Source organism: Actinoplanes sp. NPDC021490 (assembly GCF_055562135.1).
On the sequence record NZ_JBVHFW010000002.1, the window covers coordinates 262,162 to 288,893 of the forward strand.

General features: G+C 71.3%; 27 protein-coding genes. 12 read left to right on the plus strand and 15 right to left on the minus strand.

Annotated features, from left to right (window positions below):
- Positions 1 to 64: 64 nt before the first annotated feature.
- A complete protein-coding gene (locus ACZ3I4_RS05670) occupies positions 65 to 997 on the minus strand; it encodes a helix-turn-helix transcriptional regulator (protein ID WP_465380678.1) in 933 nt (310 codons plus the stop codon).
- 62 nt (positions 998 to 1,059) lie between these two features.
- On the opposite strand from ACZ3I4_RS05670, the gene ACZ3I4_RS05675 reads away from it, so the two are divergent.
- Complete coding sequence (locus ACZ3I4_RS05675; protein ID WP_465380679.1) at positions 1,060 to 1,467, plus strand: VOC family protein; 408 nt, start codon at positions 1,060 to 1,062, stop codon at positions 1,465 to 1,467.
- Positions 1,468 to 1,593: 126 nt separating this feature from the next.
- On the opposite strand, the gene ACZ3I4_RS05680 is transcribed toward ACZ3I4_RS05675, so the two are convergent.
- From ACZ3I4_RS05680 to ACZ3I4_RS05695, 4 genes are all read right to left on the minus strand, one after another.
- Entirely contained in the window at positions 1,594 to 3,360 is a 1,767-nt protein-coding gene (locus ACZ3I4_RS05680; protein WP_465380680.1) for a hypothetical protein, read from the minus strand.
- 7 nt (positions 3,361 to 3,367) lie between these two features.
- A complete protein-coding gene (locus tag ACZ3I4_RS05685; protein ID WP_465380681.1) occupies positions 3,368 to 4,465 on the minus strand; it encodes a MerR family transcriptional regulator in 1,098 nt (365 codons plus the stop codon).
- A 44-nt stretch (positions 4,466 to 4,509) separates the two neighbouring features.
- Positions 4,510 to 4,848 carry a hypothetical protein gene (locus ACZ3I4_RS05690; RefSeq protein WP_465380682.1) on the minus strand — a complete coding sequence of 113 codons (339 nt, stop codon included), beginning with the start codon at positions 4,846 to 4,848 and terminating at the stop codon, positions 4,510 to 4,512.
- 113 nt (positions 4,849 to 4,961) lie between these two features.
- Positions 4,962 to 6,134, minus strand: a complete 1,173-nt coding sequence (locus ACZ3I4_RS05695; protein WP_465380683.1) for a hypothetical protein — start codon at positions 6,132 to 6,134, stop codon at positions 4,962 to 4,964.
- A gap of 278 nt (positions 6,135 to 6,412) precedes the next feature.
- On the opposite strand from ACZ3I4_RS05695, the gene ACZ3I4_RS05700 reads away from it, so the two are divergent.
- Positions 6,413 to 7,042, plus strand: a complete 630-nt coding sequence (locus ACZ3I4_RS05700; protein ID WP_465380684.1) for an ATP-binding cassette domain-containing protein — start codon at positions 6,413 to 6,415, stop codon at positions 7,040 to 7,042.
- Here ACZ3I4_RS05700 and ACZ3I4_RS05705 read toward each other — a convergent pair.
- Positions 7,002 to 8,132: an MFS transporter gene (locus ACZ3I4_RS05705; RefSeq protein WP_465380685.1), complete on the minus strand. Its 1,131-nt coding sequence runs from the start codon at positions 8,130 to 8,132 to the stop codon at positions 7,002 to 7,004. The genes ACZ3I4_RS05700 and ACZ3I4_RS05705 overlap by 41 nt on opposite strands.
- Before the next feature lie 46 nt (positions 8,133 to 8,178).
- On the opposite strand from ACZ3I4_RS05705, the gene ACZ3I4_RS05710 reads away from it, so the two are divergent.
- Positions 8,179 to 8,553: a helix-turn-helix domain-containing protein gene (locus ACZ3I4_RS05710; protein WP_465380686.1), complete on the plus strand. Its 375-nt coding sequence runs from the start codon at positions 8,179 to 8,181 to the stop codon at positions 8,551 to 8,553.
- 527 nt (positions 8,554 to 9,080) lie between these two features.
- On the opposite strand, the gene ACZ3I4_RS05715 is transcribed toward ACZ3I4_RS05710, so the two are convergent.
- Both ACZ3I4_RS05715 and ACZ3I4_RS05720 read right to left on the minus strand, forming a co-directional pair.
- Positions 9,081 to 9,539 carry a peptidoglycan-binding domain-containing protein gene (locus ACZ3I4_RS05715; RefSeq protein WP_465380687.1) on the minus strand — a complete coding sequence of 153 codons (459 nt, stop codon included), beginning with the start codon at positions 9,537 to 9,539 and terminating at the stop codon, positions 9,081 to 9,083.
- Positions 9,540 to 9,900: 361 nt separating this feature from the next.
- Positions 9,901 to 12,333 (minus strand): tetratricopeptide repeat protein, encoded by a 2,433-nt coding sequence (locus tag ACZ3I4_RS05720; RefSeq protein ID WP_465380688.1) that lies wholly within the window; start codon positions 12,331 to 12,333, stop codon positions 9,901 to 9,903.
- 197 nt (positions 12,334 to 12,530) lie between these two features.
- On the opposite strand from ACZ3I4_RS05720, the gene ACZ3I4_RS05725 reads away from it, so the two are divergent.
- Genes ACZ3I4_RS05725 through ACZ3I4_RS05750 form a run of 6 tightly spaced genes read left to right on the plus strand, consistent with a single transcriptional unit; the run spans position 12,531 to position 18,536 of the window.
- Positions 12,531 to 13,448, plus strand: coding sequence for a hypothetical protein (locus ACZ3I4_RS05725; RefSeq protein ID WP_465380689.1), 918 nt, complete (start codon positions 12,531 to 12,533; stop codon positions 13,446 to 13,448).
- Between the two features lie 51 nt (positions 13,449 to 13,499).
- Positions 13,500 to 13,994 (plus strand): RNA polymerase sigma factor, encoded by a 495-nt coding sequence (locus ACZ3I4_RS05730; RefSeq protein ID WP_465380690.1) that lies wholly within the window; start codon positions 13,500 to 13,502, stop codon positions 13,992 to 13,994.
- Complete coding sequence (locus tag ACZ3I4_RS05735) at positions 13,991 to 15,079, plus strand: hypothetical protein (protein ID WP_465380691.1); 1,089 nt, start codon at positions 13,991 to 13,993, stop codon at positions 15,077 to 15,079. The genes ACZ3I4_RS05730 and ACZ3I4_RS05735 overlap by 4 nt, the downstream gene beginning before the upstream one ends.
- 48 nt (positions 15,080 to 15,127) lie before the next feature.
- Positions 15,128 to 15,655: a PadR family transcriptional regulator gene (locus ACZ3I4_RS05740; RefSeq protein ID WP_465380692.1), complete on the plus strand. Its 528-nt coding sequence runs from the start codon at positions 15,128 to 15,130 to the stop codon at positions 15,653 to 15,655.
- The gene (locus ACZ3I4_RS05745) at positions 15,652 to 16,338 is read left to right on the plus strand and encodes an ABC transporter ATP-binding protein (RefSeq protein WP_465380693.1); all 687 of its coding nucleotides are present in this window, start codon (positions 15,652 to 15,654) and stop codon (positions 16,336 to 16,338) included. The genes ACZ3I4_RS05740 and ACZ3I4_RS05745 overlap by 4 nt, the downstream gene beginning before the upstream one ends.
- Positions 16,335 to 18,536 carry an ABC transporter permease gene (locus ACZ3I4_RS05750; RefSeq protein WP_465380694.1) on the plus strand — a complete coding sequence of 734 codons (2,202 nt, stop codon included), beginning with the start codon at positions 16,335 to 16,337 and terminating at the stop codon, positions 18,534 to 18,536. The genes ACZ3I4_RS05745 and ACZ3I4_RS05750 overlap by 4 nt, the downstream gene beginning before the upstream one ends.
- Positions 18,537 to 18,553: 17 nt before the next feature.
- On the opposite strand, the gene ACZ3I4_RS05755 is transcribed toward ACZ3I4_RS05750, so the two are convergent.
- On the minus strand, positions 18,554 to 19,405 hold the full coding sequence (locus ACZ3I4_RS05755; protein WP_465380695.1) for a helix-turn-helix transcriptional regulator: 852 nt from the start codon (positions 19,403 to 19,405) through the stop codon (positions 18,554 to 18,556).
- A gap of 103 nt (positions 19,406 to 19,508) precedes the next feature.
- Here ACZ3I4_RS05755 and ACZ3I4_RS05760 point away from each other — a divergent pair, with 103 nt between their 5' ends.
- Positions 19,509 to 20,414 (plus strand): SDR family NAD(P)-dependent oxidoreductase, encoded by a 906-nt coding sequence (locus ACZ3I4_RS05760; protein WP_465380696.1) that lies wholly within the window; start codon positions 19,509 to 19,511, stop codon positions 20,412 to 20,414.
- Here ACZ3I4_RS05760 and ACZ3I4_RS05765 read toward each other — a convergent pair.
- The 3 genes from ACZ3I4_RS05765 to ACZ3I4_RS05775 are packed head-to-tail and all read right to left on the minus strand — an operon-like array spanning position 20,393 to position 21,596.
- Positions 20,393 to 20,656, minus strand: coding sequence for a hypothetical protein (locus ACZ3I4_RS05765; protein WP_465380697.1), 264 nt, complete (start codon positions 20,654 to 20,656; stop codon positions 20,393 to 20,395). The two genes, ACZ3I4_RS05760 and ACZ3I4_RS05765, sit on opposite strands and share 22 nt — an antisense overlap.
- A complete protein-coding gene (locus ACZ3I4_RS05770) occupies positions 20,653 to 21,258 on the minus strand; it encodes a hypothetical protein (protein WP_465380698.1) in 606 nt (201 codons plus the stop codon). Before ACZ3I4_RS05770 ends, ACZ3I4_RS05765 begins: the two co-directional genes overlap by 4 nt.
- Positions 21,255 to 21,596, minus strand: coding sequence for a PadR family transcriptional regulator (locus ACZ3I4_RS05775; RefSeq protein ID WP_465380699.1), 342 nt, complete (start codon positions 21,594 to 21,596; stop codon positions 21,255 to 21,257). The genes ACZ3I4_RS05770 and ACZ3I4_RS05775 overlap by 4 nt, the downstream gene beginning before the upstream one ends.
- Before the next feature lie 165 nt (positions 21,597 to 21,761).
- Here ACZ3I4_RS05775 and ACZ3I4_RS05780 point away from each other — a divergent pair, with 165 nt between their 5' ends.
- Entirely contained in the window at positions 21,762 to 22,472 is a 711-nt protein-coding gene (locus ACZ3I4_RS05780) for a copper homeostasis protein CutC (protein ID WP_465380700.1), read from the plus strand.
- Here ACZ3I4_RS05780 and ACZ3I4_RS05785 read toward each other — a convergent pair.
- The 3 genes from ACZ3I4_RS05785 to ACZ3I4_RS05795 form a co-directional block, all read right to left on the minus strand.
- Positions 22,444 to 24,639, minus strand: coding sequence for a putative bifunctional diguanylate cyclase/phosphodiesterase (locus ACZ3I4_RS05785; protein ID WP_465381157.1), 2,196 nt, complete (start codon positions 24,637 to 24,639; stop codon positions 22,444 to 22,446). The genes ACZ3I4_RS05780 and ACZ3I4_RS05785 overlap by 29 nt on opposite strands.
- Before the next feature lie 61 nt (positions 24,640 to 24,700).
- Positions 24,701 to 25,498, minus strand: a complete 798-nt coding sequence (locus ACZ3I4_RS05790; RefSeq protein ID WP_465380701.1) for an SDR family oxidoreductase — start codon at positions 25,496 to 25,498, stop codon at positions 24,701 to 24,703.
- A gap of 9 nt (positions 25,499 to 25,507) precedes the next feature.
- Entirely contained in the window at positions 25,508 to 25,864 is a 357-nt protein-coding gene (locus ACZ3I4_RS05795; protein ID WP_465380702.1) for an ArsR/SmtB family transcription factor, read from the minus strand.
- Between the two features lie 246 nt (positions 25,865 to 26,110).
- Between ACZ3I4_RS05795 and ACZ3I4_RS05800 the strand changes: the two genes are divergently transcribed.
- Entirely contained in the window at positions 26,111 to 26,482 is a 372-nt protein-coding gene (locus ACZ3I4_RS05800; protein ID WP_465380703.1) for a hypothetical protein, read from the plus strand.
- The last annotated feature ends 250 nt before the right edge of the window (positions 26,483 to 26,732 follow it).

A 26,732-nucleotide genomic window follows, 5' to 3' on the forward strand; every position in this document is an offset into this window, starting at 1 on the left:
GGTCTGGGGACGTTGCAGATCGGCTGCCGGGCCGCCTGGTTGAGCACTCCCTGAGTGACGACGGTCACTCGGACGCGTACAGCGCCGCCAGTTCCGACCCGATCCGGGCGAGTTCGGCCCGGACGGCGGCCGGTTCGAGCACCTCGACGGTTGCGCCCCAGCCGGACAGCGTCCGGGCGATGTCGGTCGCGGTCGGCGCCCCGACCCGGACGGGCACCCGGCCGTCGTCCCGTTCGTCACCCGGGTGGCAATGGCGCCCGAAGTGGTCGCGCAGCACCCACAGGAACCGGGCCGGAATCAGCAGCGTGGCCCAGGTGCGCGACCGCCGCTCCTCCATCGCCCCGACCACCTCGCCCCATGCCGCGTCCAGGGTGAAGTCGTCCGGCCGCTCGAACGTCTCCGCCGTCACCTCGAGCCCGCCGAGCCGGTCGAGCCGGAACGTGCGCCGCCCCGACGCGGTGCCGGCGATCAGATACCAGACGCCGTCCTTGTCGATCAGCCCCCACGGATCGGCCGTCCGCGGTGCGCCCCTGTAGCTGAAACGCACCCGCTGCCGCCGGACGACCGCCTCCTGCAGGCGCCGCACCTCCTCCGGCCGGTCGCGTTCCACCTCGCCCCAGCGCGCCGGATCGATCAGCGTGGCGTCCGCCGCCGCCCGCGCCTCGGTCCGGTACGTCTCCGGCAGCGCCCGCATCAGCTTGCGCAGCGCCGCCTTGACCTCCTCCGACGACTCCGCGGCCGGCCCCGCGAGCAGGAACAACGCCTGCGCCTCACGCGCCGACAGCCCGCTCAGATCGGTGCGCGCCCCACCCACCAGCTGCCAGCCGCCGTGCCGCCCCGGTTGCGGATAGACCGGGATCCCGGCCGCCGACAGAGCCTCCAGGTCGCGGCGCGCGGTGGCCACCGAGACCTCCAGCTCCCCCGCGAGCTCGGCCGCGGTCACCCGGCCCCGCGTCTGCATCAGCAGGAGGGCCGCCACAAGACGATCGGCGCGCATGCCCGGAATTCTGCCCGGAAAAGTGCTCAGAAGGTGAGCACTTAAGCTCCGAGAATGGGTTCATGACTTCCTCAGCGACCCTCCGCGGATTCACCACCGTCACGTTCTTCGCCGACGACCTCGGCGCCGCCCGCGACTGGTACACCCGCGTTTTCGAGCTCGAGCCCTACTTCGTCCGCGACGGCGCCTACCTCGAATGGCGGGTCGGCGACTACCAGCACGAGTTCGGCATTCTCAACGCCGCCTACGCCCCGCACGCCCATTCCGCCGGCCCGTCCGGCGCCGTCCTCTACTGGGCCGTCGACGACGTCGAGGCCGCCTATCAGCGCCTGCTCTCCCTGGGCGCCGCCGAACACGACAAGCCCACCGAACGCGGCCCCGGCTTCGTCACCGCCTCGGTTCTCGACCCTTTCGGAAACGTCCTCGGCGTCATGGCCAATCAGCATTACCGCGACATCCTGGCCCGATAACCACCCAGCAGCCGTACGCCTCGTCGCCGGAAAACAACCGCACCAGGCCGGCACCGGGGATTTCCCGCGACGTGCGCGATCGGAACGGCCGTAGCGCGACCGCCGGGACGTTCCCGGTGGTCACCCTCAAGCCCCGCGGCGGCGCCGCTGCCGGTCAATGGCCGAGGCGACCTCGCCCGGGCGCAGGCGGCGGTATTCGTGGTCGCTCTTGCCGTTGTCGATGTCGAAAAGCAGGAACGAGTATTCCCAGCCATCACGGGTGACCTGCTCGTCGCGGTCGGCGGACCGGCGCACCACCTGCAACTCCTGGCCGGTCGTTTCGTGGAGGACGGCGAAGTGCTGATAGAGCACCGGCTCGTCCGGGTGCAGCAGCCGGCGAACCAGGGCGACGTCAGCGCGGGCGCGGGCGCGGACGGTGTCCCAGCCCAGCCGCAGCGTGTCGCCGGACGCGGACAGGGCCGGCCACAAAGTCATTCCGGGCTGCTCGGTGAGCGCGTCGAACACGAACGAGCGGGCCGCGAACCCGGCGTCCTCCGGATCGAGGGCCAGGGCCAGCAGCAGCCGCATCACGTGGCGTACGGCGGCGTCCGAGGAGCCGAAATCGAACCGCACCGGACCGCCGTCGACGAGGGCGGCGGGAAGCGGATCGGCCCGGACACCACCGTCGGCCTCCGGAGTAAGCGCCAGCAGAGGGCCGGGCCGGTCGCCGGGACGGTCGGCCGACAGCACCGTCTGCGCGGTCCAGGTCGCGGCCACCGACGGGTCGCGGGGCCACTCGGCCCACAGAACCGGTTCCGGGCCGGGCAGCACCAGCACGTAACGGCCGGCCGCGTCCCGGTACACCTCGTCCGGCGTCCCGTGCTCGAGCAGGCGGGCGAGCCGGTGCCGCCGCAGGGCCGCGGCCCGGTCCCGTACGGGAACAAGGGTCTGCCGCCAGGCCCGGACCACCGGCCCCGACCAGGCGGCGGTGGCGGCAACCAGACCGGCGGCGCGAGCGCGATCGAAGTAAGGCTCCGGCGGCTCCCGGGCGATGATCCGGGACGTCACGTCCTGCGACATCAGGCGGGACAGCAGGCTGGTCGCGGTGGTGAACACCGCCACGCGCGGGTCGTCGCGGTCCAGGTCCCGCGCGGCCGCCCGCAAGGCGATGATCTCGTCGGCGGCCCGCGCGCCGCGGTCGGTGGACAGGGCCACCGCGGCCAGCAACCTCGGCAACGGATCGGGCGGCCGCGGCGGCTCCGCCCGGGCTGCGAAATACCAGCCCGGGCCCCGATCGGGCAGGCGGGCGTGAGCGGCCAGAATCCGGTGCAGGACAACGGCGTGGTCGGCGGCCAGGGTGGCCCAGAGCAGCGGATATGTCTCGGGCAGCCCGGCCCGGACCGCCTCCAGCAGCGCCGCCTCGTGCCGGGGCCAGGTCGTGGTGTCCGGCACCTGGACCGTGCGGCCCGGCTTGTCCCGGGCGGCGCGCGCGGCCGCCACCGTGGCCGAGTCCCGGCACCAGATCGGCAGGTCCGCGCCCAGCACCTTGCCGATCCGGGAGGCGAGATACTTGCGGCCCCGCCGCACCCGATCGCCGTCCACAAAGGAGGGCAAGAACACGTCGACGTGCGGGCCGGCCGCGATCTCGTGCGCCAGCCCCTCGAGCAGGACGGGATAGGGCCGGATCAGCACGGTGTGGGCGGGGAGCTGCAGATGATCGAGCAACTGCCGCACGTGAGGCGCCTGATCGGCTCCGAGCCATTCGTGGTAGAGAACCGGCCCGTGTGCGGTCTCCCAGACGATGACGTACGCGGGGACGGCCGTTGCCTCGACGACCTCGTGCCGCACCTCGCGGGCCGGTTGCCCCTCGGGCCGGGTCCGCCGGATCAGCCAGGGTTTCCGCGGGTCGGACATGCCCCCATCATGCAACGAGCAGGCGAAGACCCAGTTCGGCCGCGTCCAGGGCGGCGACGTCACGATTGCGGCCGGCCCACCGGCCCGAGCCGAGGTCGTCGCGCAGGGCGTCCACGGCCCGCCGCTCGGCCTCCGGGCCGACCCTGGTCCACACCGACACCGCCCGGCGTACGTGTTCGTCCAGATAGGCCTCGGGCCGGCGCCAATGGGCCTCGAAGAACCCGTCGGCGCAGTCCCACGGGATGAGCAACGGCTCCGCGCGCCCGCCGATCGCGCGGGTCATGTCGGCCAGCGACGGCCACCCGTCCAGCAGTCCGCCGAACTCGGGCAGATAGTCGCGGGTGAGCCAGAACCGCTGCCGCCACCCGGCCGCGTCGTAGGTGAACACGACCACCCGGCGGGCCACCCGGCGCATCTCCCGCAGCCCGGCGATCGGGTCCGGCCAGTGGTGGACGGTGCTGACCGCCATCGCGGCGTCGAACGACTGGTCCTCGAACGGCAGGTTCCCGGCGTCGGCGGCCACGCACGGCGCCGAGCCCGGCGGCCGCTGCGCCCGCATGACGGCCGACGGTTCCACCGCCGTGACGTCGCGGTCGAGGGGCTCGTACGAGCCGGTGCCGGCTCCGACGTTCAGCACCGTCCGGGCGTCGCCCAGCGCCTCCCAGAGGCGCGCGGCGATCCGCGGCTCGGTGCGCCGCGTCGCCGGGTAGGCCGAGCCGATGACGTCGTACAGCATCTTCAACTGCTCCTCAGGTGTCGTCGTGATCCCCCGGGCCCGCGCCTGGAGCTCCCGGTCGATGGCCGTCACCATCGCCGCCGCGCTGTCGCGCTGATCCACCAGCAGGCCGCGCAGCCGCCGCAGGTGCGCGACGGCGTCGGTGTCCGGATCGTCGACCAGGTCGGCGATCTCCCGCAGGCCGAACCCCAGCCGCCGGTACGCGAGCACCTCCCGCAGCCGCTCCACGTCGCCCGGCGCGTACGCGCGATAGCCGCCCGTGGTCCGCGCACCCGGCCGCAGAAGGCCGATCTCGTCGTAGTGATGCAGCGTGCGGACGGTGACGCCGGTCAGTTCGGCCACGCGCCCGACGGTCAGGTGCTCCTCCACGCCCCCGACTATGGAGCATGACGCCACGTGAGGGACAAGCCCGCTCAGGACAGAACAGCGCGGACCACGTCGGTCAGCGTGGTGATGATCATGACCACGACCCGCAGGTTTTCCTTGAGGATGGCGACGGAGAGCTCGCGGTTCACGGCGATGAGGATGAGAACGACCGCGGTCAGCGGCGCCCAGCTCAGATGCAGCCCGATCTGCCCGATGAGCTCCCTGCGGGCGATGGACCCGCAGATCAGTCCGACGATGCCCGCGATGGTGTAGACGGCGCTGAGCCTCAGCACCGGGGTTCCGTCCGAAAGCGCCGCCGCGATGAGGTCGATGGCGAAGGCGACGAGGCCGATCACCGCCGCCGTCAGCGAGCTGTAAGAGAACATCTCGTCACTTCCCCGTGGGCCTGGTCCGGCAAGACGCCGCTTCGTGGCCAGCGTGACATTCCACCCTTACGGAAGGAAGTGGGCGAATCGCCGGTTACGTCGGCCTGTTCCGGCTACCCCGATCGGGCTTCACCGGCCAGCTCCCGATAGACGGTGTGGACCAGGATCGGGCGGCGGATGCTGCGCAGGACCGGCTCGAAGAACTCGTGGCGGTATTCGTGGTTGGTCATCGAGGTGGTGGCGAACGAGACGCCGCCGAACGAGGCCAGCAGGGCGGCCAGCTTGAACAGCGCCACCGGCACCCCGAAGAACCCCGACCGTTCCGGGTCGTGGCCGATCCAGGTGGCCGCGGTCTCGTACTGCACGGTGATCAGGCCCAGCGCCACGAAGAAGAGGAACAGGCCCACGCCGATGACCGCCGCCTGCACCAGCTGCCGGACGGTCAGCAGGACGAGCACGTTGAGCGCCTGCCGCCGTTGCAGCGGCCGCAGCTCGGCGACGAGCGGGACTTCGACGTCGGCCAGCGGGGTGCCCGCGCAGGCCTCGGCCAGGTCCTCCGGCGTGGGCGGCGGGCCGGCCGGGTCCTCGTCGTAGCCCTTCACCACCCGCCAGATGGCCAGCGCCACGATGACGGTCAGCAGCACCAGCACGAGCCAGACGCGCGGCCACGGGAGGGCGTCGAGCAGCTGCCACAGCTCGCCGGTGAAGAACAGGAACACCGTGCCGAACAGCACCACCGGCAGCGACCGCCCGAACGAGCGCGGGATCTCGGCCAGCCCCCGGGCCAGATCACCGACGGCGTGCCGCATGGCCGCGATGACCCCGTACGAGGTGGCCAGGAACCCGGCGGCGAAGGTGGCGAGGAAGATGACCAGGCCCGCCACCCCGGCGATCAGCCAGGCCGGTCCGCTTCCCCCGGCCAGCTCGCGGCCGAACGCGCCGGGCCGGGCCGCGTGCACCAGCGGGCCGCCGACGACGAACACCGCCCCGAAGAGCAGGACCACCACGACCATTCCCGTACGCCCGAGCCGAGGCGGACGGCGGCCGTGCATCCCGGTCGTGAACGGCCAGATCGCGGCCACCACGAGCAGCGAGATGGCCAGGGACAGGAAGGTGCCGACCGATGCGACCTGCAGCAGCCAGTAGACGGAGGCGCCGGTCAGGAACGGCAGCATCCTCGGCACCACCTGGGCCCGCGCGGTGAAACCCGGGATCAGCTGGGGCAGCGCGGCTTGCACGAACCAGCGCTCGGTGCGGTTGAGGGTCGCCGCGCTCGGTTCGCTCACGGTGACGATCGAACCACGGCGGGCGTGACGCCGGGGGCGCGGGATGTCCCCGCTCGGCGCGGGACGGCCGTAGCGGTGAAGCAGCTCGACAACGGGGGCATCATCGATCACCGGAGCCCGCTGAAGCACTTCGATACGGGCGGCGTCATCGGGTGCCGGGGCCCGCCGAAGCACCTTGATACCGGGTGACATCATCGGGCGCCGGGGCCCGCTATGGACAGCACCTCAAAAGCATACTAAGTTCGTGGGGATTCTAGGCGATGCGAGCGGGGGGCCCGATGCGGGTCGAATTGAGCAAGGCCACGGTCACGCGGGACGGCCGCCGCATTCTGGACAGCGTCACGCTGACGCTCGAACCGGGCACGGTGACGGCTGTCGCGGGCGCGGGCGGATCGGGCCGGACCACATTGCTCGACCTCGCGGCGGGCCTCGCCCCCACTTCGGGAGTGGTGCGGTTCGACGGCATCGACGTACGCGGCCTGGATGGTGACGAGGTCGCGTCGAGCGTCGCGGTCGTGACGCGCAGGCCGTTCGTGCTGGCAGCGTCGATCCGGGAGAACGTCACGCTCGGGGTCTCGTACGGGGAACTCGAATGTGAAAGTGCCCTGCGGGTGGCCGGCATCGACGAGGCGCCGGACACGATGGCCGGGGCGGGTGTGCCCGACGGACTGCGGCAGCGGATCGGGCTGGCGCGGGCGATTCTGCGCCGGCCGCGGCTGCTGGTGCTCGACGACGCCACCAGCGCCCTCGACGAGCCGGCGGAACGTCACGTGCTGGAGGGGCTAGGTGTGACCGTGCTGGTGACGACGAACCGGCCGGCCGCGCTGGCGATGGCCGGCCAGGTTGTGCAGCTGGTGGCGGGCCGGGTCATTCACGGCGCGCCGGGACCGGCGTACGCCGCGGCGTGATGAAGGCGGCGCCCAGCACCAGGAGGCTGAAGGTGTTGAGCGCGGCGCCGAGTGAGGTCAGCGAGACGACGGTCGCCGCCAGCAAGGCCCCGGCCACGGCGGCCACCGCGTCGCCGGCGTAGAACGTCGCGGAAACACGGCCCAGCAGGGCGTTCGGGGTGGCGACCTGCAGCCGGTAGGTGACGGCGATCGTCGCGATCACGCCCGGCACGCCCGCCACGGTCACGGCCGCGACGGCCACCCAGACGGTGGTGGTGTTGACCATGACGAGGAAGCAGACCCCGACCGCGGCGTAGGCGACGGGCAGGACGATGCCGGTGTCGTAGCGGCGGACCACCCGGCCGCTCAGGGCCGAGCCGAGAAGGTAGCCGGCGCCGAGCCCGGCGATCAGGTGGCCGAGGACCGAACCGGAACTGTGCAGTCGCAGCATCGTGAAGGGAACCAGCAGGGCGGTCAGCGCGGCGTTCCCGGTCCAGTAGACCGCGCTCGCGACCAGCATCGCGCGCAGCAGCGGTGTCTCCAGGACGTACCGGCCGGCCGGTGGCGACGAACCGACGGGCGGCGACTTGATGGTGACACCGGCGACGACCAGTGCGGCGATCACGTAGCTGACCGCGTCGACGACGACGACCAACGGGAACCAGCCGTGCGCGGTCAGGAACGTTCCGATCACCGGACCGGCCATGCGCAACACGCTGTCGCTCAGGCTCGTGAGCGAATTGGCCCGGGCCAGGTCGTCCGTGACCGTCGGCAGAACGGCTCGGAGCGCCGGGCGGAGGAAGCATACGGCCACGCTTTCGGCGAACAGACCGGCGAACAGGAACGTGGCGGGACCGGCCAGCATCAGAGCCACCGCGCCCGCCGCGGCCACGTTGGACCCGACCAGGATCGCCTTGCGAGGCCCGCGGTCGATCGCCACCCCCGCCCACGGCCCGATCAGCACGGCCGGCGCCGCCTGCACGGCCAGCGCCAGCCCGGTCGACATGGCCGAGCCGGTGAGCTGGAAGACCTGCACCGGCACGGCCATGACAAGCAGCCACGACCCGAGCGAATCGATGGTCGTGGCCAGCCAGAACCGTCGGAAGCTCACGACACGAGGCTATTCCCACAGAAGACATTGTGGCAAGATGTGTTCCGTGGAGATAAGCGAACTTGGAGCCGAACTGCGGCAGCGGCGGGTGGCGGGCGGCCGCACGATCGCTTCGGTGGCGGCGGAGGCGGGCCTCTCGGTGCCCTACATCGCCAACCTGGAGAACGGCCGGGGCAACCCCACGCTGGCCGCGGTCAACCGGCTGGCCGAAACGCTCGGGGTCCGGCTCACCCTCGGCCACGAGGACCGGCTGACCGTGGAGGCCGCCCGCCTGGCCAAGGCCACCAGACAGCCGGAAGCCGTGGTGCGGCAACGCCTGCAGGAAGTCATGGCCGCGATGGGCGCGCTGGCCGGCCGGCCCCTGACCGAGCGCGACCAGCACCGCGTCCTCGACACGGCCCGGCTGCTCCTGCTCGATTGAGGCGCCGGCGGCCGCGCTCGCCCCAGAAGCGCTGTTGTTCCGCTCAGCTCGGGATCGCTGCTGCTTCCGGCCGCCCCGGATCGCTGCCGTTTTCCGGCCCGGAATCGGCGCCGTTTCCGCTCAGCCCGGAATTCGGTGCTGCTCCTGGCCGGCCCGGAATCACTGCCGGTTCCGGCCCGGAATCGGTGCCGTTCCCCGCTCAGCCCGGAATTCGGTGCTGCTCCCAGCCGGCCCGGAATCACTGCCGGTTCCGGCCCGGAATCGGTGCCGTTCCCCGCTCAGCCCGGAATCGGTGCTGCTCCCAGCCGGCCCGGGATCGGTGCCGTTCCCGCTCAGCCCAGAATCGGTGCTGCTCCCGGTCGGCCCGGAATCGCTGCCGGTTCCCGGTCGGCCCGGAATAGGTGCCCTCCCCGGCCGGCCGGGCTCGGTGGCGGTCAAGCTGATCGGCCGCCCCCGCCGGCCAGTGGATCGCGGTTGTGGCGGCGGACCGGCTGGGCGGCCTGAACCCGCCGCCGCCTACGGTGCGATCAGCCCAGGTACATCCCGCTGATCAGCGACTGCCACGTCATGCGCCCGACGATCCCGTCGACGCTCATGGCCGGTTCGTCGTTGTCGCGCAGGAACTCCTGCCAGCCGGTGACCGCGGTCTCCGTCCTCGGCCCGAAGATGCCGTCGACCAGGGGAGCATTGCTCGGATCGTCCGACAGATTGCGCGCTTGGAACTCCTCCTGCACCGCTTTCACCGCATCACCGGTGTCATTGCGGCGAACGGTCGTCACCAGCGCCTGCCAGGTCAACGGCCCGACCACGCCGTCCACGCCCAGATTCTTCTGCTTCTGGAACGACCGCACCGCGGCGTCGGTGAGGGGACCGAATTCACCATCCACGGTCACCGTGAACCCACGCGCCCGCAGGTGATATTGCAAACTCGAAACCGGGTGCGCCTTGGCGCTTTTCTTGATCTGTGGCCACGGTTGTAAAGCCATCTAGACCATCTCCTCCCGCATCACCGCCATCCTCACGCCGCACACCATCAGGCCCGCCCCAGAGTCACACTGCCGACACCCCCTTGGCACGCCCCGAGCGCGTCCCCACCGGCAAGGGATCGACGAATGCCACGACAGAAAGCATCCGATTCTTCCGGTCCTAAAGGTTCGGGCACCGGCCCTGCGGCGCTTTGTGATAGCCATTCCGGACAAGGCGGCTTTCCTCACAGACGGCCTTCCACTCAACCGGCCCATCAAACGGAATACCGAACAGCCCGCTGCTCAGGACTCTCAGCGCGGTGTTTTACGCAATCGCGATGACCCGGCCGTATGCTTGCATGATTCGATCGTTACACGAGCCTCAGCGATCGCCGAGCACCTTCAGCATTCGCTGCGTCTCATTCAGCTCGTCCTGCATGCCGGTCGCGGAGGCGACTTCCCGCGCCTCGACCACCGCGGCTCGCGCCTCTTCGCGCAGTCCCTGGTCGATTAGAACCGCGGCGAGCCGAATGAGCAGGGTTGCCACATTGGCGACGCTGCCGTGCACCCGGGTGAAGCGAAGCGCGCGCCGCAACATTTCGTTGGCGGTGGCGAGATTGCCCCGGCGGTATTCGACAACGGCCCGGTTCCCGATCAGAGCCAACGATCGCTCGAGTTCGTGCACCGGCCGTTGTCCGCCCTCGATCGCTTCTTCGAGCTGGTCGAAATCAAACACGCGGCTGGCCTGTGCGAAACACCGATCGGCCTCGTTCCAATCGGCGACGTCGCGCGCGATCTTGCCGCGCTCGAACATGATGTTGCCCCGGTGAGCCGGAGCCATCGCGGCCTCCAGTTCGGGCAGCACCTCCTCGGCCTCCTGGATGTAGCGGAACGCATCGTCCAGGCGGCCCTCCCGCCGGCAGGTCTGCGAGCAGCCGACCAGGAAGTGGATCCGATGGACGGGCGCCGTGATCGAGGTCTTCGCCCGCTCGAGACTCGCCCATGCGGCTTCGAAGTCACCCCGCTGGCTGTGCAACCAATTCAGCGTCCATACAGCATCCGACACGGCGTCGTAGTTGCCGGCAGTGCGACCGTGGGACTCCAGCTCGCCCGCGACATCGATGAGGTCGTCCCAGCGACCGACCACGTCGTAGTAACCGATCAAGCCCCCGGCCATTTCGACCAGTGCCTCCGTGCGCCCGAGGTCCTGCGCCATGGTGTACGCGGTTTCGAAGTGGGGGCCCACCGTGCGCAGACGTGCCCTGTCACGCCACAGTACGTTCGAGCCGCGATAGTCGGCCGCCAGGCTCAGGACAGCACCCAACCAGTTGTTCTCGGCAACCCGCCGGAGGTCGTTCCGCTCGGCCAACAGGCGAAGGGTGTAGGTACGGGTCAGCGGCAGCAAGGCGAAGCCCGTGGGACCGTGGTTGATGAGAGACAACTCGATGAGCATTTGCAGCGCGTCATCGCGCCCGACCACGTCAACGCCGAGCCCCGCTGCCCGGCCGAGCAGATCCCGGTCGACGGGCGCCTCGAACAGGGCGGCAGCCGTCAGCATCCGCAGCGCATCGCCGTCGCGCAACGCCTCGACGCTACGGTCGAAGCAGAACGCTGCGATATCCCCGGCGCCTGAGCCCAACCGGCGCAGCACCGACTCGGCACCGTGGCCGAGACTCATCAGCCCAAGGCTCCACACGATGGCCAGCGGAACGCCTCCGCTCTTGCGCGCAAGGGCGGTCACCTCGACATCGTTCAACGCCAGCCCGCGAAGAGTAGCCTCGGAACGGACAAGGTCTGCCGACTCCGCCGGATCGAGGCCTTCCAGGCGGATCGACAAAGCGACGTCGATCCGATGCCGCGAGGTGACGATCGCCTTCGCAGGGGTGGGGAGATCGCGCAGGAACGCCGTGATGGTCTCGTCGTCCACCGCTTCAAGGTTGTCGAGGATGAGCAAAACCCGACGTGGACCGCCGAGCAGCGTCTGCACAAGCGTTCGTTGTTGATTTTCCGGCAGTTGCGGAAGGTCGGGGCGTCCACATACCGACCCGATCGCTTCGAAGACGTCGCGAAGGTTCACGAAGTCCGTCCGCCGCGACACGATGCCGTGGGCGGTCAACGTATCTCGTTTCGCCGACGCCCACACCACAAAGTCGAAGCGCCCCTCTCCCTCGGCGAGCCGGTACGCCGCCTCAAGCGCGAGACTGGTCTTGCCGACGCCGCCGATGCCGTCGACAACCACCACCCACGTACGGTCCTGGGGGCTCATCCGGGCCAGAAGCGTCGCAAGCTCGACCGAACGTCCCACGAAACGTTCGTACAAGCGTTGCGGCAGATTGCTGGTAGTCACCGAAACCTGCGGGCCGGGCCCTGCCGGTGCCGCCATCCGGGTCAGCAGCTCCGTCTGCTGCTGCTGGTACATGAGGTCGAAGAGCGGACGCAGCTCGGCAAGGTTCTGAAGCTCGTCGCGCAGGCAGGTGACGAGGACGACCAGCGTGCGCTCGAGGCGATCCCGCGGCACGGTCGGCAGGAACCTACCGATCACGTCCACGAATTGGGCGTTGGCCTGGTCGCCTGCCCGTGCGGGCTTGAAGATCAGATCACGGAAGGCCGTCTCGACGGACGGCAGGTCAAGAACAGGAGCGTCGTCCAGAAGCATTGAGACCACGTCCGCGTCGACCGCGGACCCTACCTCCCGGAAACGCGAGACGGCCCGTTCGACGGCCTTGCGGAACCTGCGGTTGAAGTCGGCCTTCCGCACCTGATTGGAAACGACCGGCTCGATCGCCTTGATAAGCAGATTGGCGAGGGCCATCATCACCTCACGGTAGCGTCCACAGTCGATTTTTCGAAGAATGAACCGTGGCCGGTTAGTCCGAACCGGACGAGCTGCGCTGTTCAAGTCGCGCGGGACGGTGGCGCTTGCCCTTCGGACCCACGAGCCATTACCGAGCCCTCTTAACGTCGACGTAACCTGCCTGCTCGGCTCGATCACCGGCCCGCCATGATCGACGCGTGGAGCTGAGTGAGCTGACCCTGCAGAAGTGGTCACAACTGGATGAGCGGGCGGCCGCCGACCTTGTCGAAACGATCGCGAACGAGCACAACCTGTCGGTTGTGTCGATCGGGGCGGTCGAGTGCGGCGACCGGGTCAACCGGGCCGTGGTCTTCGAGCAGGACGGCCTGCGGTTCGGGCTCGTGCCGGGCGGGCCGGTGACGCTGGGGTTCGACGCCGCACGGTTCAGCCCGACCGCGGAGCAGGCGCAAAGCTATGCGGACAGCGCGAGCGAATACGGGCTGCCCGCAGTGCGCGACTATCTTGCGCGAACGCTCACTCCACTGCGCGAGGTGCGCATCCCGACGATGCTCGTTTCTGTCGACCCGTACGAGGTCGGTGTCAGCCCGGTGCCGGCGGACGATCCGCGGGTCGTGGCGATGCTGAAGAAGCACGGGAACGACGTCGGCGAGATCTACAGCCGGCGGATGCGCATCAAATCGCATCCGGACGGAACGATCGACGCGTGGCAAGTCGATCGGCCCGCTCATGGGGATGCGCTGGCCGCTCTGGCCGCCCGCGGGATGCGCGCCACCACGCCGGACGAATGGGAGTACGCGTGCGGCGCCGGGGCGCGGACCTTGTTCCGCTGGGGCGACGACAGTCCCGGTGACGGTTACCCGTACGACCGTCCCGACGGGCCGCAACACCGTCCGAACCTGTTCGGGCTGACGATCGGCTACGACCCGTACAAGCCCGAGCTCACCGCGGAACCCGAGGTCGTGTGCGGCGGCGACGGCGGCTCGGTCACGCACGGCGGGGCGGGGTTCTTCCTCGGCTGGGTCACCATCGCCACCGCCTTCCGCGACCGCTCGTTCGCCGAGTGGGACAGCGGCCTGGAGGAGCGGTTCTTCCGGCCGGCCCTTGTCGTGAATTGACCGGGAGCGTACGGGCCCGCTCGCGCGTCTACCCGCATGGACACTGACATCGTGTCGGAAACGCGCGACGATCCACCGGCGGACGCCACGTTCGAAAGCTTCTACGCGTCGACGGCGGACCGGGTCTATCGCGCGCTCGCGGTGGCGCTCGGCGACATCCATCTGGCCCGTGAGGCCACCGACGAGGCGATGGCCCGCGCGTTCGTCCGGTGGCGGCAGGTGTCCGCGGCGGACAACCCGGCCGGCTGGGTCTTCCGGGTCGGCCTGAACTGGGCCACCTCGTGGCGGCGCAAGCTGAGGCGGGAGCGCGCGTTTCCCGAGTCCGAGCACGGGCTGCCCGTCCTCGAGCCGGGCCTGCCCGACGGCGATGCCGAGGCCGCCCTGGCCCGCCTGCCCATCCCCACCCGCGCGGTCGTGGTCTGCCGGGTGCTGTTCGGCATGTCCACCGCCGACACCGCGGCCGCGCTGCGGATTCCCGAGGGCACCGTACGCAGCCGCCTGTCCCGCGCGATGTCGGCGCTGCGCGACACCCTGGAGGAGCGATGACCGATCTCGAGCATGTCGTCCGCAGGAGCGCAGCCGGGGTCCCGCCGGTCCCCCAGGATCTCGGTGCGGTCCTGGTGCGGGCCCGCCGGATCAAGCGCCGCCGGACGATTCTGACCGCGGCCGCGGCGGTCGTCACGGTGGCCGCCCTCGCCGCCACGGTGCCGCAGCTGATCCCCCGCCGCGACCTGATCGTCGGCGATCCCCTCGGCGGCCCGCCGATCGGGTTGTGGCTCGACCGAGAGGCCCCGCCGACCACGCAGGGCTTGCCCTCGGGCCGTCACGTCCCCGGTTCGTCCGGCGAAGTCGTCGCCCAGCTGCGCACGGTCGGCGGCCGGCCCGCGGTCCGTGCGGTCAGCGAGCCGCAGCCCGGCCTGGGCGACGGCACCTACCTCGGCCCGGCGCCCCTGCCCGGCGGCGGCCTGGCCACCGTCGGCTTCCCGCCCGGCCGCGGCGGCTACCGGGTGGTCGTGACCGACGCCGACGGCCGCACGACGAGCAGCAAGCCCCTGCCCGCGATGAGGTCGAACGCCGGCCGGTCGATGCCGATGACCGGGAACAGCACCTCGCTTTTCTGGTGGCACTTCCTGCCCGAAACCGTCTCGGAGACGCGCCCGGTGCTCGTCACGTACGACATCGCGCGCGGAACACTGAGCGAACGCACACCCAGCACCGCCCTCAGCGGCTGGGAGCTGCCGTACTTCGGCATGCAGGCCACCGAGGACCGGATCGTCGAGTGGCCGTCCGAGTTCGGGCGAACCTGCTCGTTCGAGATTCTCGACTCGGCCACCGGTGAGCGGCTCGCTCAGTTCCGGCCCGGCATCGCCGGCTGCAGCGACGTCTACTACGCGCTCTCCCCCGGCAACCGGCACGTCGCCGCGCTCGTGACGACCCGGTCCGGCGGCGAGCGCACCCAGCGCGTCGTGGTTCTCGACGCGACGACCGGGCAGGAGGTCAAGACGTTCGGGACGCCGGGCCCGGTGACGGCGAGCCTGTCCGGGCTGGCCTGGGCCGGCGACGACACCATCCGGTACGCCCGGGGTGACCTTGGCGCGGGCGTCCCGCTGGTGCTGACGATGAAGCTGTGAGCGCGATGCTCTACCCTGAGCGTATACTCTCGGCGTATAGTCCTCGGCATGACAGTGCCGCTCACCCTCCTCGGACTGCTCGAACGCGAGCCCCGCCATGGCTACGACCTCAAACGCGACTACGACGCGTTCTTCGGGCGCGACAAGCCCCTGTCGTTCGGTCAGGTGTATTCGACGCTGAGCCGGCTGGCCCGCGACGGCAAGGTCGTCATCAGCGACCTCGAGGCGGGCGCCGGCCCCGATCGCAAGCGCTACGTCATCACGGACCGGGGCGCCACCGAGGTCGGCGCCTGGCTGACCGAGCCGGTCGCGCCCGAGCCGCACCTGCAGACGGTGTTGTTCGCCAAGGTGACGCTGGCGCTGCTGCTGGACCGTCCGGCCGAGCAGTATCTGGACACCCAGCGCGCCGCCCACATGCAACGCATGCGCGAGCTGACCAAGGTCAAGCGGACCGGCAGCCTCGTCGATTCGCTGCTGGCCGACCACGCCATGTTCCACATCGAGGCCGACCTGCGCTGGATCGACCTCACCGCCGCCCGGCTCGACGCGCTCGCCCAGGAGGTCCGGTCACGATGAGCAAGACCCTTCTCGAGGCCCACGATGTGCATCTCTCGTTCGGGGCCACGCCCGCCCTGCGCGGCGCCTCGATCTCCGTGCGCGAGGGCGAGATCCTGGCCGTGATGGGCCCCAGCGGCTCCGGCAAGTCCACGCTGCTCCACTGCCTGGCCGGCATCCTCGTGCCCGGTCAGGGCGAGATCCGGTTCGACGGCCACCGCATCGACCGGATGAGCGAGACCGCGCGGAGCAGTCTGCGCCGCGACACGTTCGGGTTCGTGTTCCAGTTCGGACAGCTGGTTCCCGAGCTGAGCGCCGACGAGAACGTCGCGCTTCCCCTGCTGCTTGCGGGCGTACGCCGGCCGAAAGCGCTGGCCGAGGCGCGCGCCTGGCTCGACCGGCTCGGCCTCGACGGGCTCGGCGCCCGCACCTCCGGCGAGTTGTCCGGCGGTCAGGCCCAGCGCGTCGCCCTGGCCCGCGGACTGGTCGCCCGGCCGCGGGTCCTGTTCGCCGACGAACCGACCGGCGCGCTCGATTCGCTCACCGGCGAACAGGTCATGGACCTGCTGGTGAGCGCCGCGCGCGACGAGGGCACGACCGTCGTGCTCGTCACGCACGAGCCGCGCGTGGCCGCGTACGCGGATCGGGAAGTGGTCGTGCGGGACGGCAAAGTGCTGGCCCTGACCGCGGAGGCCGTCGCATGATCCGCTTCGGGCTGCGTCTCACGCTGGCGGGGGGACGTGAGGCGCTCGTCCGGCTGGTGGTCATCTCGGTGGCGATGGCGCTCGGCGTCGGCATGCTGCTGACCGCGCTGGCCGGCCTGGGTGGCGTCACCACGCAGGCCGACCGGTACGCGTGGCTGAACTCGGCCAACGAACCCGGGGCCGAGCAGGGCGTGGACCCACTGTGGTGGCAGCTGCGCACGGACGTGGTCGGCGAGGAGGTCGCCGGCCGGATCGACCTGGCCGCCACCGGGCCGCGGTCACCGGTTCCTCCGGGCCTGGAGCGGCTGCCCGCCCCGGGCGAGTTCTTCGCGTCACCGGCGCTGGCCGAGCGGCTGGCCCGCACCCCCGCCGATCAGCTCGGCAACCGCTATCCGGCCCGGCTCGCCGGCATCATCGGCGACGCCGCCCTGCCCGCGCCCGATTCCCTGATCGCCGTGGCCGGCTGGTCCCCGGCCGAGCTGTCGCAGCGGGTCGGCGTGTCCAGGGTGGGCACGATCGTCACGACACCGCCCGCGCAGTGCAAGAACTGGTGCTTCACCGGTGTCGATCCGGCCGGGGTCAAGCTGATCCTCGCGGTGGTGGCCGCCGCGCTCATCTTCCCGCTGTTCATTCTGATCGCGACGACCACCCGGCTGTCGGCGACCCGCCGGGAACAGCGGTTCGCGGCCATGCGCCTGGTCGGCGGCACGCCCCGGCAGATCGCCCTGGTGGCCGCGGTCGAGGCCACCGTGTCGGCGATCGCGGGCATGCTCGGCGGTTTCGCGGTCTTCTTCGCGTTGCGGGAACAGGTGGCCGCGATCCCGTCCACCGGCGCGCCGATGTTCGTCTCCGACCTGGCCCTGTCCGCCCCGATCGTGCTCGGGGCGGGGCTCGGCGTGCCCGCGCTGGCCGTCGTGGCGGCGCTGCTGGCCCTGCGGCGCGTGCAGATCTCCCCGCTCGGCGTGACCCGCCAGGTGCGGCCGCGCCCGCCCCGCGCGTGGCGGATCGTCCCGCTCCTGCTGGGGCTGGGCGAGCTGGCCTACTTCATCGGCCGGCGGCCACCCACCACGAACGAGCAGATCCTGGTGTACCTGCCAGGAATCTTCCTCACCATGATCGGCCTGCTGGTCGCCGGTCCGTGGCTCACGATGGCCGGCGCGCGTCTGGTCGCGCGGCGGACCGGCGGCACCGCGTCGCTGATCGCCGCCCGCCGCCTGGCCGCCAACCCGAAGGCCGGTTTCCGCTCGGTCAGCGGCCTGGTGATCGCGCTGTTCGTCACCACGGTCGCGGTCGGCATCATGGGCACGATCGCCGCCGAGCGCTACCCCGCGGCCCCGGACGCCGACCGGTCGATGCTCATTACGATGATGCGCGGCCAGGGAACCGACCCGGTTCCGGACGCCCTGCCCGGGCTCCCCGGCGTACGGGAGATCGCGGTGACCCGGCAGCCGACCGAATCGATGCCCGTGCCCCGCGGCGACATCGGCGACTGGGGTTTCCCGACCACCCTGGCCGCCTGCGCCGACATCGCCCGGATGCCGTCGAACGGCCGGTGCGCGCCGGGCGCCGAGGTGGCTTGGACGTGGCACGACCTGCAGGGCCCGGACGACTGGACCGGCATCTGGCCCACCGCCGCCATCCCGGCCGCGGCCCTGCCGTCGCTGCGCGCGGAGTCGTTCATCACGCTCACCGACGGCACGGCGGCCACCCTGGCCCGGGCCCGGACGACGATCGAGAACGCCATCCCCGCCGCGATGCCGCCGTACACCGACGACGAGGGCCGGGCCGAGGACGCCCGCGTCTTCAACGGCTGGAAACGCCTGGCCGATGTGGTCGTGCTGGCCAGCCTGGCCATCGCCGGGTGCAGTCTGGCCGTCAGCATCGCCGGCGGGCTGAGCGAACGGAAGCGGCCGTTCAGCATGCTGCGCCTGACCGGCGTCCCGCTGTCCACCCTGCGGCGGGTCGTGGCCCTGGAGAGCGTGACCCCGCTGCTGGCCGCGTCAGCCGTGGCCCTGGGCGCGGGCCTGCTGGCGGCGCATCTGTTCCTGCGGGCGCAGATGGGCGAGTCGTTGCGGCCGCCGGGCTTCGCCTTCTACGGCGTCGTGCTGATCGGCCTGGCCGCCTCGCTCGGCGTGATCAGCCTGACCCTTCCCCTGCTGCGCCAGATCACCGGCCCGGAGGTGGCGCGCAACGAGTGATCGCCGGCCGGGGCGGCTCAGCCCGCGGTCAGCGACTGGGTTCCGACCACGACGGCCAGGGCCAGCCGGTCGGCGTCCCCGGTGCCCGGCTCGGCGGTGTAGACCGTGATGCGCAGATCGTCGACCGCCACCATCAGGGTGTCGCAGTCGAGGGCGATCCGGCCGACCGCCGGGTGGTCGATGATCTTGCGCTTCGACGTCTCGCCGGGCGCCGGCGGCGGCACGTCGTTGTCCCACAGCTCGGCGAAGCGCGGGCTGGCCCCGGCTAGCTCGCCGACGAGCCGGCGCAACGCCCGGTCGGCCGGGTAGCGCGACGCGGTCAGGCGCAGGTCGGCGATCAGCCGCTGCACATGCTCGGCCTGCTCCTCGGGCGTGTGCACGACCCGGGTGTTCGGCTCGAGCAGATTGCGCCAGATCGCGTTGCGTTCCAGGCCACGCCAGCCGGTCGTCGCCCCCATCAGCGCGTCGTACGGGGCGTTCGCGAGCACGAGCGTCCAGGAAGCGTCATAAACGACCACCGGGGTGTGCGCGAGCCGGTCGAGCAGGCGCTGCACGCTCGGCGTGACCCGCGACGGCACCACGTCGGGCCCGGGAGCGGCGTGACCGGCCAGCCGATAGAGCAGATTCCGCTCGGCGCCGGCGAGCCGCAGCGCCCGGGCCAGCGACTCGACGACCTGGGCCGACGGCGCGGTCGCGCGGCCCTGTTCGAGCCGGGTCAGATAGTCGGCCGAAATCCCGGCCAGCCCGGCCAGTTCCTCGCGGCGCAGCCCGCCGGCCCGCCGTCGCCGGCCGACCGGCACCCCGACCGCCTCGGGGTTCACACGGTCACGCCAGCGGCGCAGCGTCCGGCCGAACTCCCACGACTCCATACGGTCGAGTCTGCGCGCCGGCCCGGCGGTTGTCCTGGCCCTGCCAGTCCTACGACAACCGGGCGACTGCCTGCCGCCGCGGCACGACCGCAGGCTGAACGGCATGACAACCGTGCTGATCACCGGCCCGACCCGCGGTCTGGGCCGCTCCACCGTCCTGGCCCTGGCCGCCCGCCCGCCGGCCGAGCGCCCCGATCTGCTGCTCGTCGGCCGTCCTGGCCCGGCCCTGACCGACGTCGCGGACGAGGCCCGGGCACTGGGCGCGACCGTGCACGAGATCGGCTGCGACCTGGCCCGGCTGGCCGACGTGCGGGCCGCGGCCACGACCGTACGGGAAATGCTCGATTCCGGCGCCGTGCGGCAGCTTCGCGCCGTGATCGCCAACGCCGGCGCCATGACGACCGACACGCGCAAAGCGTCGGCCGACGGCTACGAGATGACGTTCGCGGTGAACTATCTCGCGCACGCGCAGCTGATCGGCGACCTGGTCGACGTGCTGGACCGGCCCGCGCGCATCGTCATGCTCGGCTCGAACACCTATCACGCCAACTTCTGGCGCCGGCTGCTGAGCGTTCCCGAGGCCAAGTGGGCGGACCCGCTCGACATCGCGCGGCCGGCGGCCGGTTCGGCCGGTGTCGCCTACTCCAACGCCAAGCTGGCGATCCTCTACTACGCCCACGAGCTGCAGCGGCACGTCGGCGACGGCATCGACGTCACGGTCTTCGAGCCCGGCTGGATGCCCGGCACCGCCCTGGGCCGGGGCGCCCCCGCGGCCGCGCAGGCGGTCATGCGCGGCATCGCCCGCATCCCCGGCGTGGCCACCCCCGGGAGCTCCGGCCCCCAGCTGGCCTCGATGGCCCTGGACGCCCGATGGGCCGGCCTGCGCGACGGCGCGTTCGTCGTCCGCCAGCGCCTGACCGAGGTCCGTCCGGTGGCTGTGGACCGCGACCGCGAGCGCCGCCTGTGGGCCGCCACCAGCGAACTCCTTCAGCGGGCGGCCTCCGTCTGATCGTTGTCCGCCCGCTCGGTCGACGCCCGCAACCGGCGCGGACGTGCCCCGGTCGCGGCGGGCAGGCGGAAGGCCCGGACCAGTTCGACGAGGTTGGCCGTGCGGGCCGGGCTGGCCACGACCCAGCAGAGCGCGATCAATGTCAGGGTCAGGACCGCGGCCAGACCGGCCAGGGCCGGCCCACCCAGGGCGGCCGCCGCGGTGGCCGCGCTGCCGGCACCGGCGAGGGCGAGGGCTTTCACGGCCGGATCCGCTGAGGGGCGGGCGCCTTGAGCTCGGCCCGGAGCACCCACGCCTCGTTGAGAATGCGGAGCGCGTAGGCGAGCTGCGCCCAGCGTGAGGCGCCGGCCAGTGCGAGTTCGTACAGCTCCGCCCGCCATTCCTCGTCGTAGCGCGACCGTTCGGCCGCCGGCAGCACGCGAGCCGAGATCTGGGTCAGGCGCACCGCGCTCGACACCGGCACCGCCCGGCCGTCGGTGACCGGCACCGGGACGGACTGACGCTCGGTGGCGATCTGCTGCGCCAGCTGGCGAATGTCTTCGGCACACCGGGCCAGGTGCAGGACCAGCGAGTCGTCGGCTGACTCGTCGGCCAGGGCGACGAAGATCTCTTCGAGGTTCTGGAAGAGCCTGTCGATCAGGACATCGTCGAGCAGTCGCTCGTGAAAGACCGCGTTGTCGAGGATGCGCACGCAGATGATCGCCTGCCGGGTGCACGAGGGCAGCCGGATGACGTCGAGCAGGAACTTCTGCATCGACCGGCTGCCCAGGGCCCGGGACAGCGCGGCGCGATCACCGCGGGAACCGTGCAGCTCGGGAATGTCGGGGATCGGTCGGCCGGTCACGGGTGTCCCCCTTGGGCGAGCCCCGGCTTCTGGCCCCAGCCCAGGAAACGCCCGACGGGCAGACGTGCCTCGGCGAGGGCCTGGCGGGCAACCTCGGCGCCGTCGGGACTGAGCCGGTAGTAACGCCGGCGGGGCCGTCCCTCGTGTGCCGGGTCGACGTCCTCCCAGCGCGACTCCAGCCACCCGATCTTTTCCAGCCGGGCCAGGATCGGATGGATGGTGCCGGTGGGCAGTCCCGACGCGGTCGAGAGCTCGAGCCCGTAACGTTCATGCGCCGGGTTCTCGAGCAGGGCACGCAGCACGAGCTGCGTCTGCAAAGTCATCCTGGGCCGAGCCATGCTCTATCTCTAGCATGCCCCTAACTAGAGTTCGAGCAAGAAGCCGGAAAGTCGTCCCGGAGCCACGCGATCGTGGTCGCGCCGAGTCGGTGACGACCAACGCGGGAGATCGATGAAATACTGGGCCGGTCCCGCCCCGCCCAGACAAGTGGAGAACGCGCCCTGATGGTTGCCTTCGAGTTGGCTGTTCAGGACGCGTACGGGCTGGCCGTCGCGGCACGCCCCGGTGTGGACCGGATCGAGTTGTGCTCGGCGCTGCCGCTGGGCGGGGTCACGCCGTCGCTCGGGTTCATCGAGGCGGCCGTGGCGACCCCGGGCATCCCGCCGGTGCACGTTCTGGTGCGGCCGCGGCCCGGCGGCTTCGACTACTCGCCCGACGAGGTGGCGACGACCCTTTCCGACGTACGCCATGCGCTCGCGGCCGGTGCGTCCGGTGTGGTGATCGGCGGCGTACGGGACGGAAGGGTCGACGCCGACCTGGTCAGCCGGATCGTCGACACGGGCGCCGACGTGACCTTCCACCGCGCCTTCGACACGCTCGCCGACCCGGCCGGGGCGATCGACGACCTGGTGAAACTCAGGGTGCGCCGCATCCTCACGTCGGCCGGCGCGACCAGCGTGGCCGATGCCCTGCCCGCGCTGGCCCGCCTGGTCACCGAGGCCGCCGGCCGGATCGAGATCATGGCGGGCGGAGGCGTACGCCCCGAGGTGGTCGCCGCGATCGTGCGGACCGGGGTCCCGGCCGTGCACGCCTCGGCCAAGCGCACCCTGCCCGGCACCGGCGGCGTGTCGCTGGGCACGGCCGACGCCGGGCGCGAGACCACCGACGAGGCCGAGGCCGCCCGCATCATCGCCGAGCTTGCGACAGCCGGCTAGCGAACTCGGGCTCACGCACCGGCTTGCCGAAGTAGTAGCCCTGCCCGTACCGGTAGCCGAGCGACCGCAGGTAATCGGCCTGCTCGGCGGTCTCCACACCCTCGGCGACCGCGCGCAGGCCCAGCCCGTTGCTGACGTGGATGAGCGCGTCCACGATGACGGCCCGGCCACCGGCGATCTCGTCGACGAACGACTTGTCGACCTTGAGGACGTCGACCGGCACCGTGCGGAGCAGGCCCAGCGACGAGTGGCCGGTGCCGAAATCGTCCAGCGCGATCAGCACGCCCGCGTGGTGCAGGGCCTCGACCGCCTCGATGGCCACACCTCCGCCGAAGATCGCCGTTTCGGTCACCTCGACCAGCAGCGAACCCGGCTCGAGCGCGTGCTCGGCCAGGATCGCGGCCACCACCCGTGGGAAGCCGGGCTCGCTGAGCTGCCGGGCCGACACGTTGACGCTGATGTACTCCGGGGCGGCCTGGCCCTGCTCCTGCCGCCAGACGGCGAGTTGCCGGCACGCCGTGCGCATGACCCATTCGCCCAGCTCGACGATCAGCCCGTTGTCCTCGGCGACCGGAATGAACGTGGCCGGGCTGACGAATCCGCGCACCGGGTGCATCCACCGGACCAGAGCTTCCACCGCCACCGTACGGCCGTCCCCCAGCTCGACGATCGGCTGGTAGACGACGTGGAAGTCGCCGTCGGTGAGGCTGTGCCGCAGGTCGGCCCCGAGCCGCTCGGCCGCCTCGGCCCGCTCGTCGAGCTCGGCGCTGTAGACCACCAGATGCCCGCCCGCCGCCTTGGCCGCGTACCGGGCGGTGTCGGCCCGCCGGACCAGCTCGGCCGCGGTCACGTCGCTGCCCGAGGACACCCCGACCCGCGCGCTCAGCAGCAGCTCGTGCTCGCCGGCGTGCACCGGCCGGCGCACCAGGTCGGCCAGGCGCGCCGCGACCGTTTCGGCCTCGCCGGGCCGGGTGTCCCGCACCAGGACGGCGAACTCGTCGGCGCCCATCCGCGCGACCAGGTCGCCCTCGCGGACGCTCGTGCGCAACAGGTCGGCCACCGCGGCCAGGGCCTGATCGCCCACGGCCCGGCCGAGCCGGTCGTTGAGGTGCTTGAAACCGGCCAGGTCGAGCATCATCACCTGGCACGGTTCGGCGTCGACCGCCGCGCCGGCCAGCCGTTCGAACTCGCGGCGGTTGGGCAGGCCGGTCAGGTCGTCGCGGGTCGCCTGGTCGCGCAGCTGCCCGGCCTGGTTGTCGACGCGCGAGACATAGCCGTACAGCCGGGTGGCAACCAGGACGAACAGGGCCATGGACCCGAACGCCACCGCCTGCCAGCTGTCGTCGGTGCTGCCGCGCTTGCCCTGCACCAGCAGCAGAGCCGGCACCAGCAGCATCGAGCCGGTGAGCACGGCCAGCCGGGCCCGGCCCAGGCTGTCGTTGTCGGCCGCGACGGTCTGGGCCGCCGACGGATGCGCGGCGGCGGCGGCCCAGAGGGCGTACGCGAAAAGGTAGCCGGAGAACAGGAACGAGCCGAGGAAGGCGGTGACGCCCGGCATCAGGGTGTAGATGACGTTGAGGGCCAGGGTGATGCAGCTGCCGGCGGTCAGCATCCACAGGCTCGGCGTGCGGTGCCCGCGCCGCAGCAGGATCGGCACGATGACCGCGCACAGCAGCACGCCCGCGGTGGGATAGCCGGCGGTGGCCAGCCGGGTCAGCAGCGGGGCCGAGCCGTCGGCGAGAATCGGCGCGATCAGCAGCACCCAGTACACGATGCCGACGGCGACGGCGATGATGGCCGAGTCGATGAGGCTGCCCGACCAGAGCGGGCCGCGCTGCCGGGTGAGCCGGAACAGCGCCACGGCCAGCAGCGGATAGGCCGCCAGGTAGCAGGCGTCGGCCGGCGACGGGAACGTGAGCGTGCCGTGCGCGCCCTGCACGGCGTAGGCGATGTCGCCGGCCATCCAGACGAAGATGCCGGCCGCGAACGGATACCACGCCCCGGCCGTGCGGCCGCGTCGTGCGGCGGCCAGCATGGTCGCGCCCGACCCGGCCGAGACCAGGGCGGACAGCACCACCGAGGCCCAGCCCGGCGGCAGCAGCGGGTAGACCACCGTGGCCGCGCTGCCGACGGCGAGCCAGACGGCCCACCAGCGGGCGGACAACATTCTCGGCACAACTACCAGTTCGGCCGGTTTCGCGGGGACTTGAGTGGGTACGTGGCCCGCCCTATCGCGCCAGATCGTGCCGCCGATGCGTGAGCTTCTCGACCAGCGCCGCCGGCACCAGCCGGCTCAGCGGGAACACCACGGCGGCGTTGCTGCCCACCGCGTACCGCTGCTTGGGCTTGTCCGCCTCGATCGCGCCGACGATCGTCGTGGCGACCGTTCCGGCGGGCACCCCGGCTGACTCGTTGCGGTTCAGCGCGGCCAGCATGCGCTCGTAATCGGCGCGGTGCGGCGAATCCGGCTCGATGTAACTGGTGCGGCGCTGACTGATTCCGGTGGCGATCGAACCCGGTTCCACCGTGGTGAACCAGACCCCGTACGGCGAATACTCGTGCCGGGCCCCGTTGGCGAAACCCTTGATGGCCGCCTTCGTCGCGACATACGACGAACGGTAGGACAACGGGAACGACGCCAGCATCGAACCGACCATCACCACCCGGCCGTAACGCCGTTCCCGCATGCCGGGCAGGGCCAGCTGCGCCAGCCGTACGGGACCCAGGACGTTGATCTGGAAAATGCGGCGCAAGGCCTCGGCGGGTAGTTCCTCGAACGGGCCGGACTGGCTCTCGCCGGCGTTGTTGACCAGGATGTCGACCGTTTGCAGCGGCTCGGCCAGCGCCTCGATCGAGGCCGGGTCGGACAGGTCGAGCGGCAGATATTCGACACCCTCGACCGGCTTTTCGATGCGGCCGGGATCGCGGCTGGTGCCGAGCACCCGATAGCCCTTGGCCACGAGCGCGGCCGCCGTGGCCAGGCCGATGCCGGACGAGGCGCCGGTGACCAGCGCGGTGCGGTTCATCGATGCACCCTATCGGGTGGGCGCGCCCCCGTCGGCCGGTGTGTGGGCGTTCAGCTCGGCCAGCAGACCGTCCCGGTCGGCCAGCACGGCGCCCAGAATGCGGCGCCCGGCGGCCAGCAGATCGGCGACGTCCGGGGTGCTCAGCGCATACATGACCAGGCTGCCGTCGCGGAACGACACGACCACCCCGGTGCGGCGCAGAACGGCCAGCTGCTGCGACAGATTGGACGGCTCGACGTCGATCTCGGAGAGCAGATCCCGTACGGGGCGGGGCCCGGCCTGCAGCAGTTCGAGCACCCGGATCCGCACCGGGTGGCCCAGCGTGCGGAACATCTCGGCCTTCGCCTGGTAGAGCGGCACTGACATCGACGTCTCCCCCACCTGAATGCGTGCCGGCGATTTTACGGAATTCCCGGCGCGGCCCGATAAGCAGGCCCGGCCCCGCGACGATCCGAAATTGGTGATCTGCCCAATTGCAGAACTCTTCAATTCGGGGCCCGCACACAAACACCATGGCTTTCCCGTACGCGGCCACGACGGACCCGCTGTCCGATAGACACCCGCCGCTCCCCGTCATGCTGGCTCCAGGCGTACGGAAGGAGCACACGGGGCATGGCCGAGATGGACGTTGCACTCAAGGACGCGTTGCAGGTCGACGGCGCGATCGCGGTGGCAGTTGTGGACTGGACCAGCGGCATGGCACTCGGGACGGCGGGCGGCGGGTTCGGCTTCGACACCTCGGTCGCGGCGGCCACCAATACCGAGGTGCTGCGCGCCAAACTGCGTACCTTGGAAATGCTCGGAATGCGGGAAAGCGTCGAGGACATTCTGGTCACCCTCGACTCGCAATACCACCTGATCCGGCCGGTCACCTCACCGGACGGCCGGGGCCTGTTCGTTTATCTGGCATTGCACCGGGATCGCGCCAATCTGGCCATGGCGCGGCACCGGCTGCGCCTTATCGAGCAGCAGCTGGAGATCTGATCGGCACGTCGGCCGCGGTCCGACATCGACGACCGAATGCGCAAGTCCTGGTGGCCAGCCGCAGCGCGCAGACAGCTCGCCAGACCGGACGGTCGTGGGGGCCAAGCGCACTCACCGTCCACGCCGAGTCCCAGGCGCACGCAGCAGCTCGCCAGGCCGGATGGTCGTCGCGGCCAGACGCACTCACCGTCCACGCCGAGTCCCAGGCGCACGCAGCAGCTCGCCGGGCTGGGCGGTCGTAGCGGGCAGA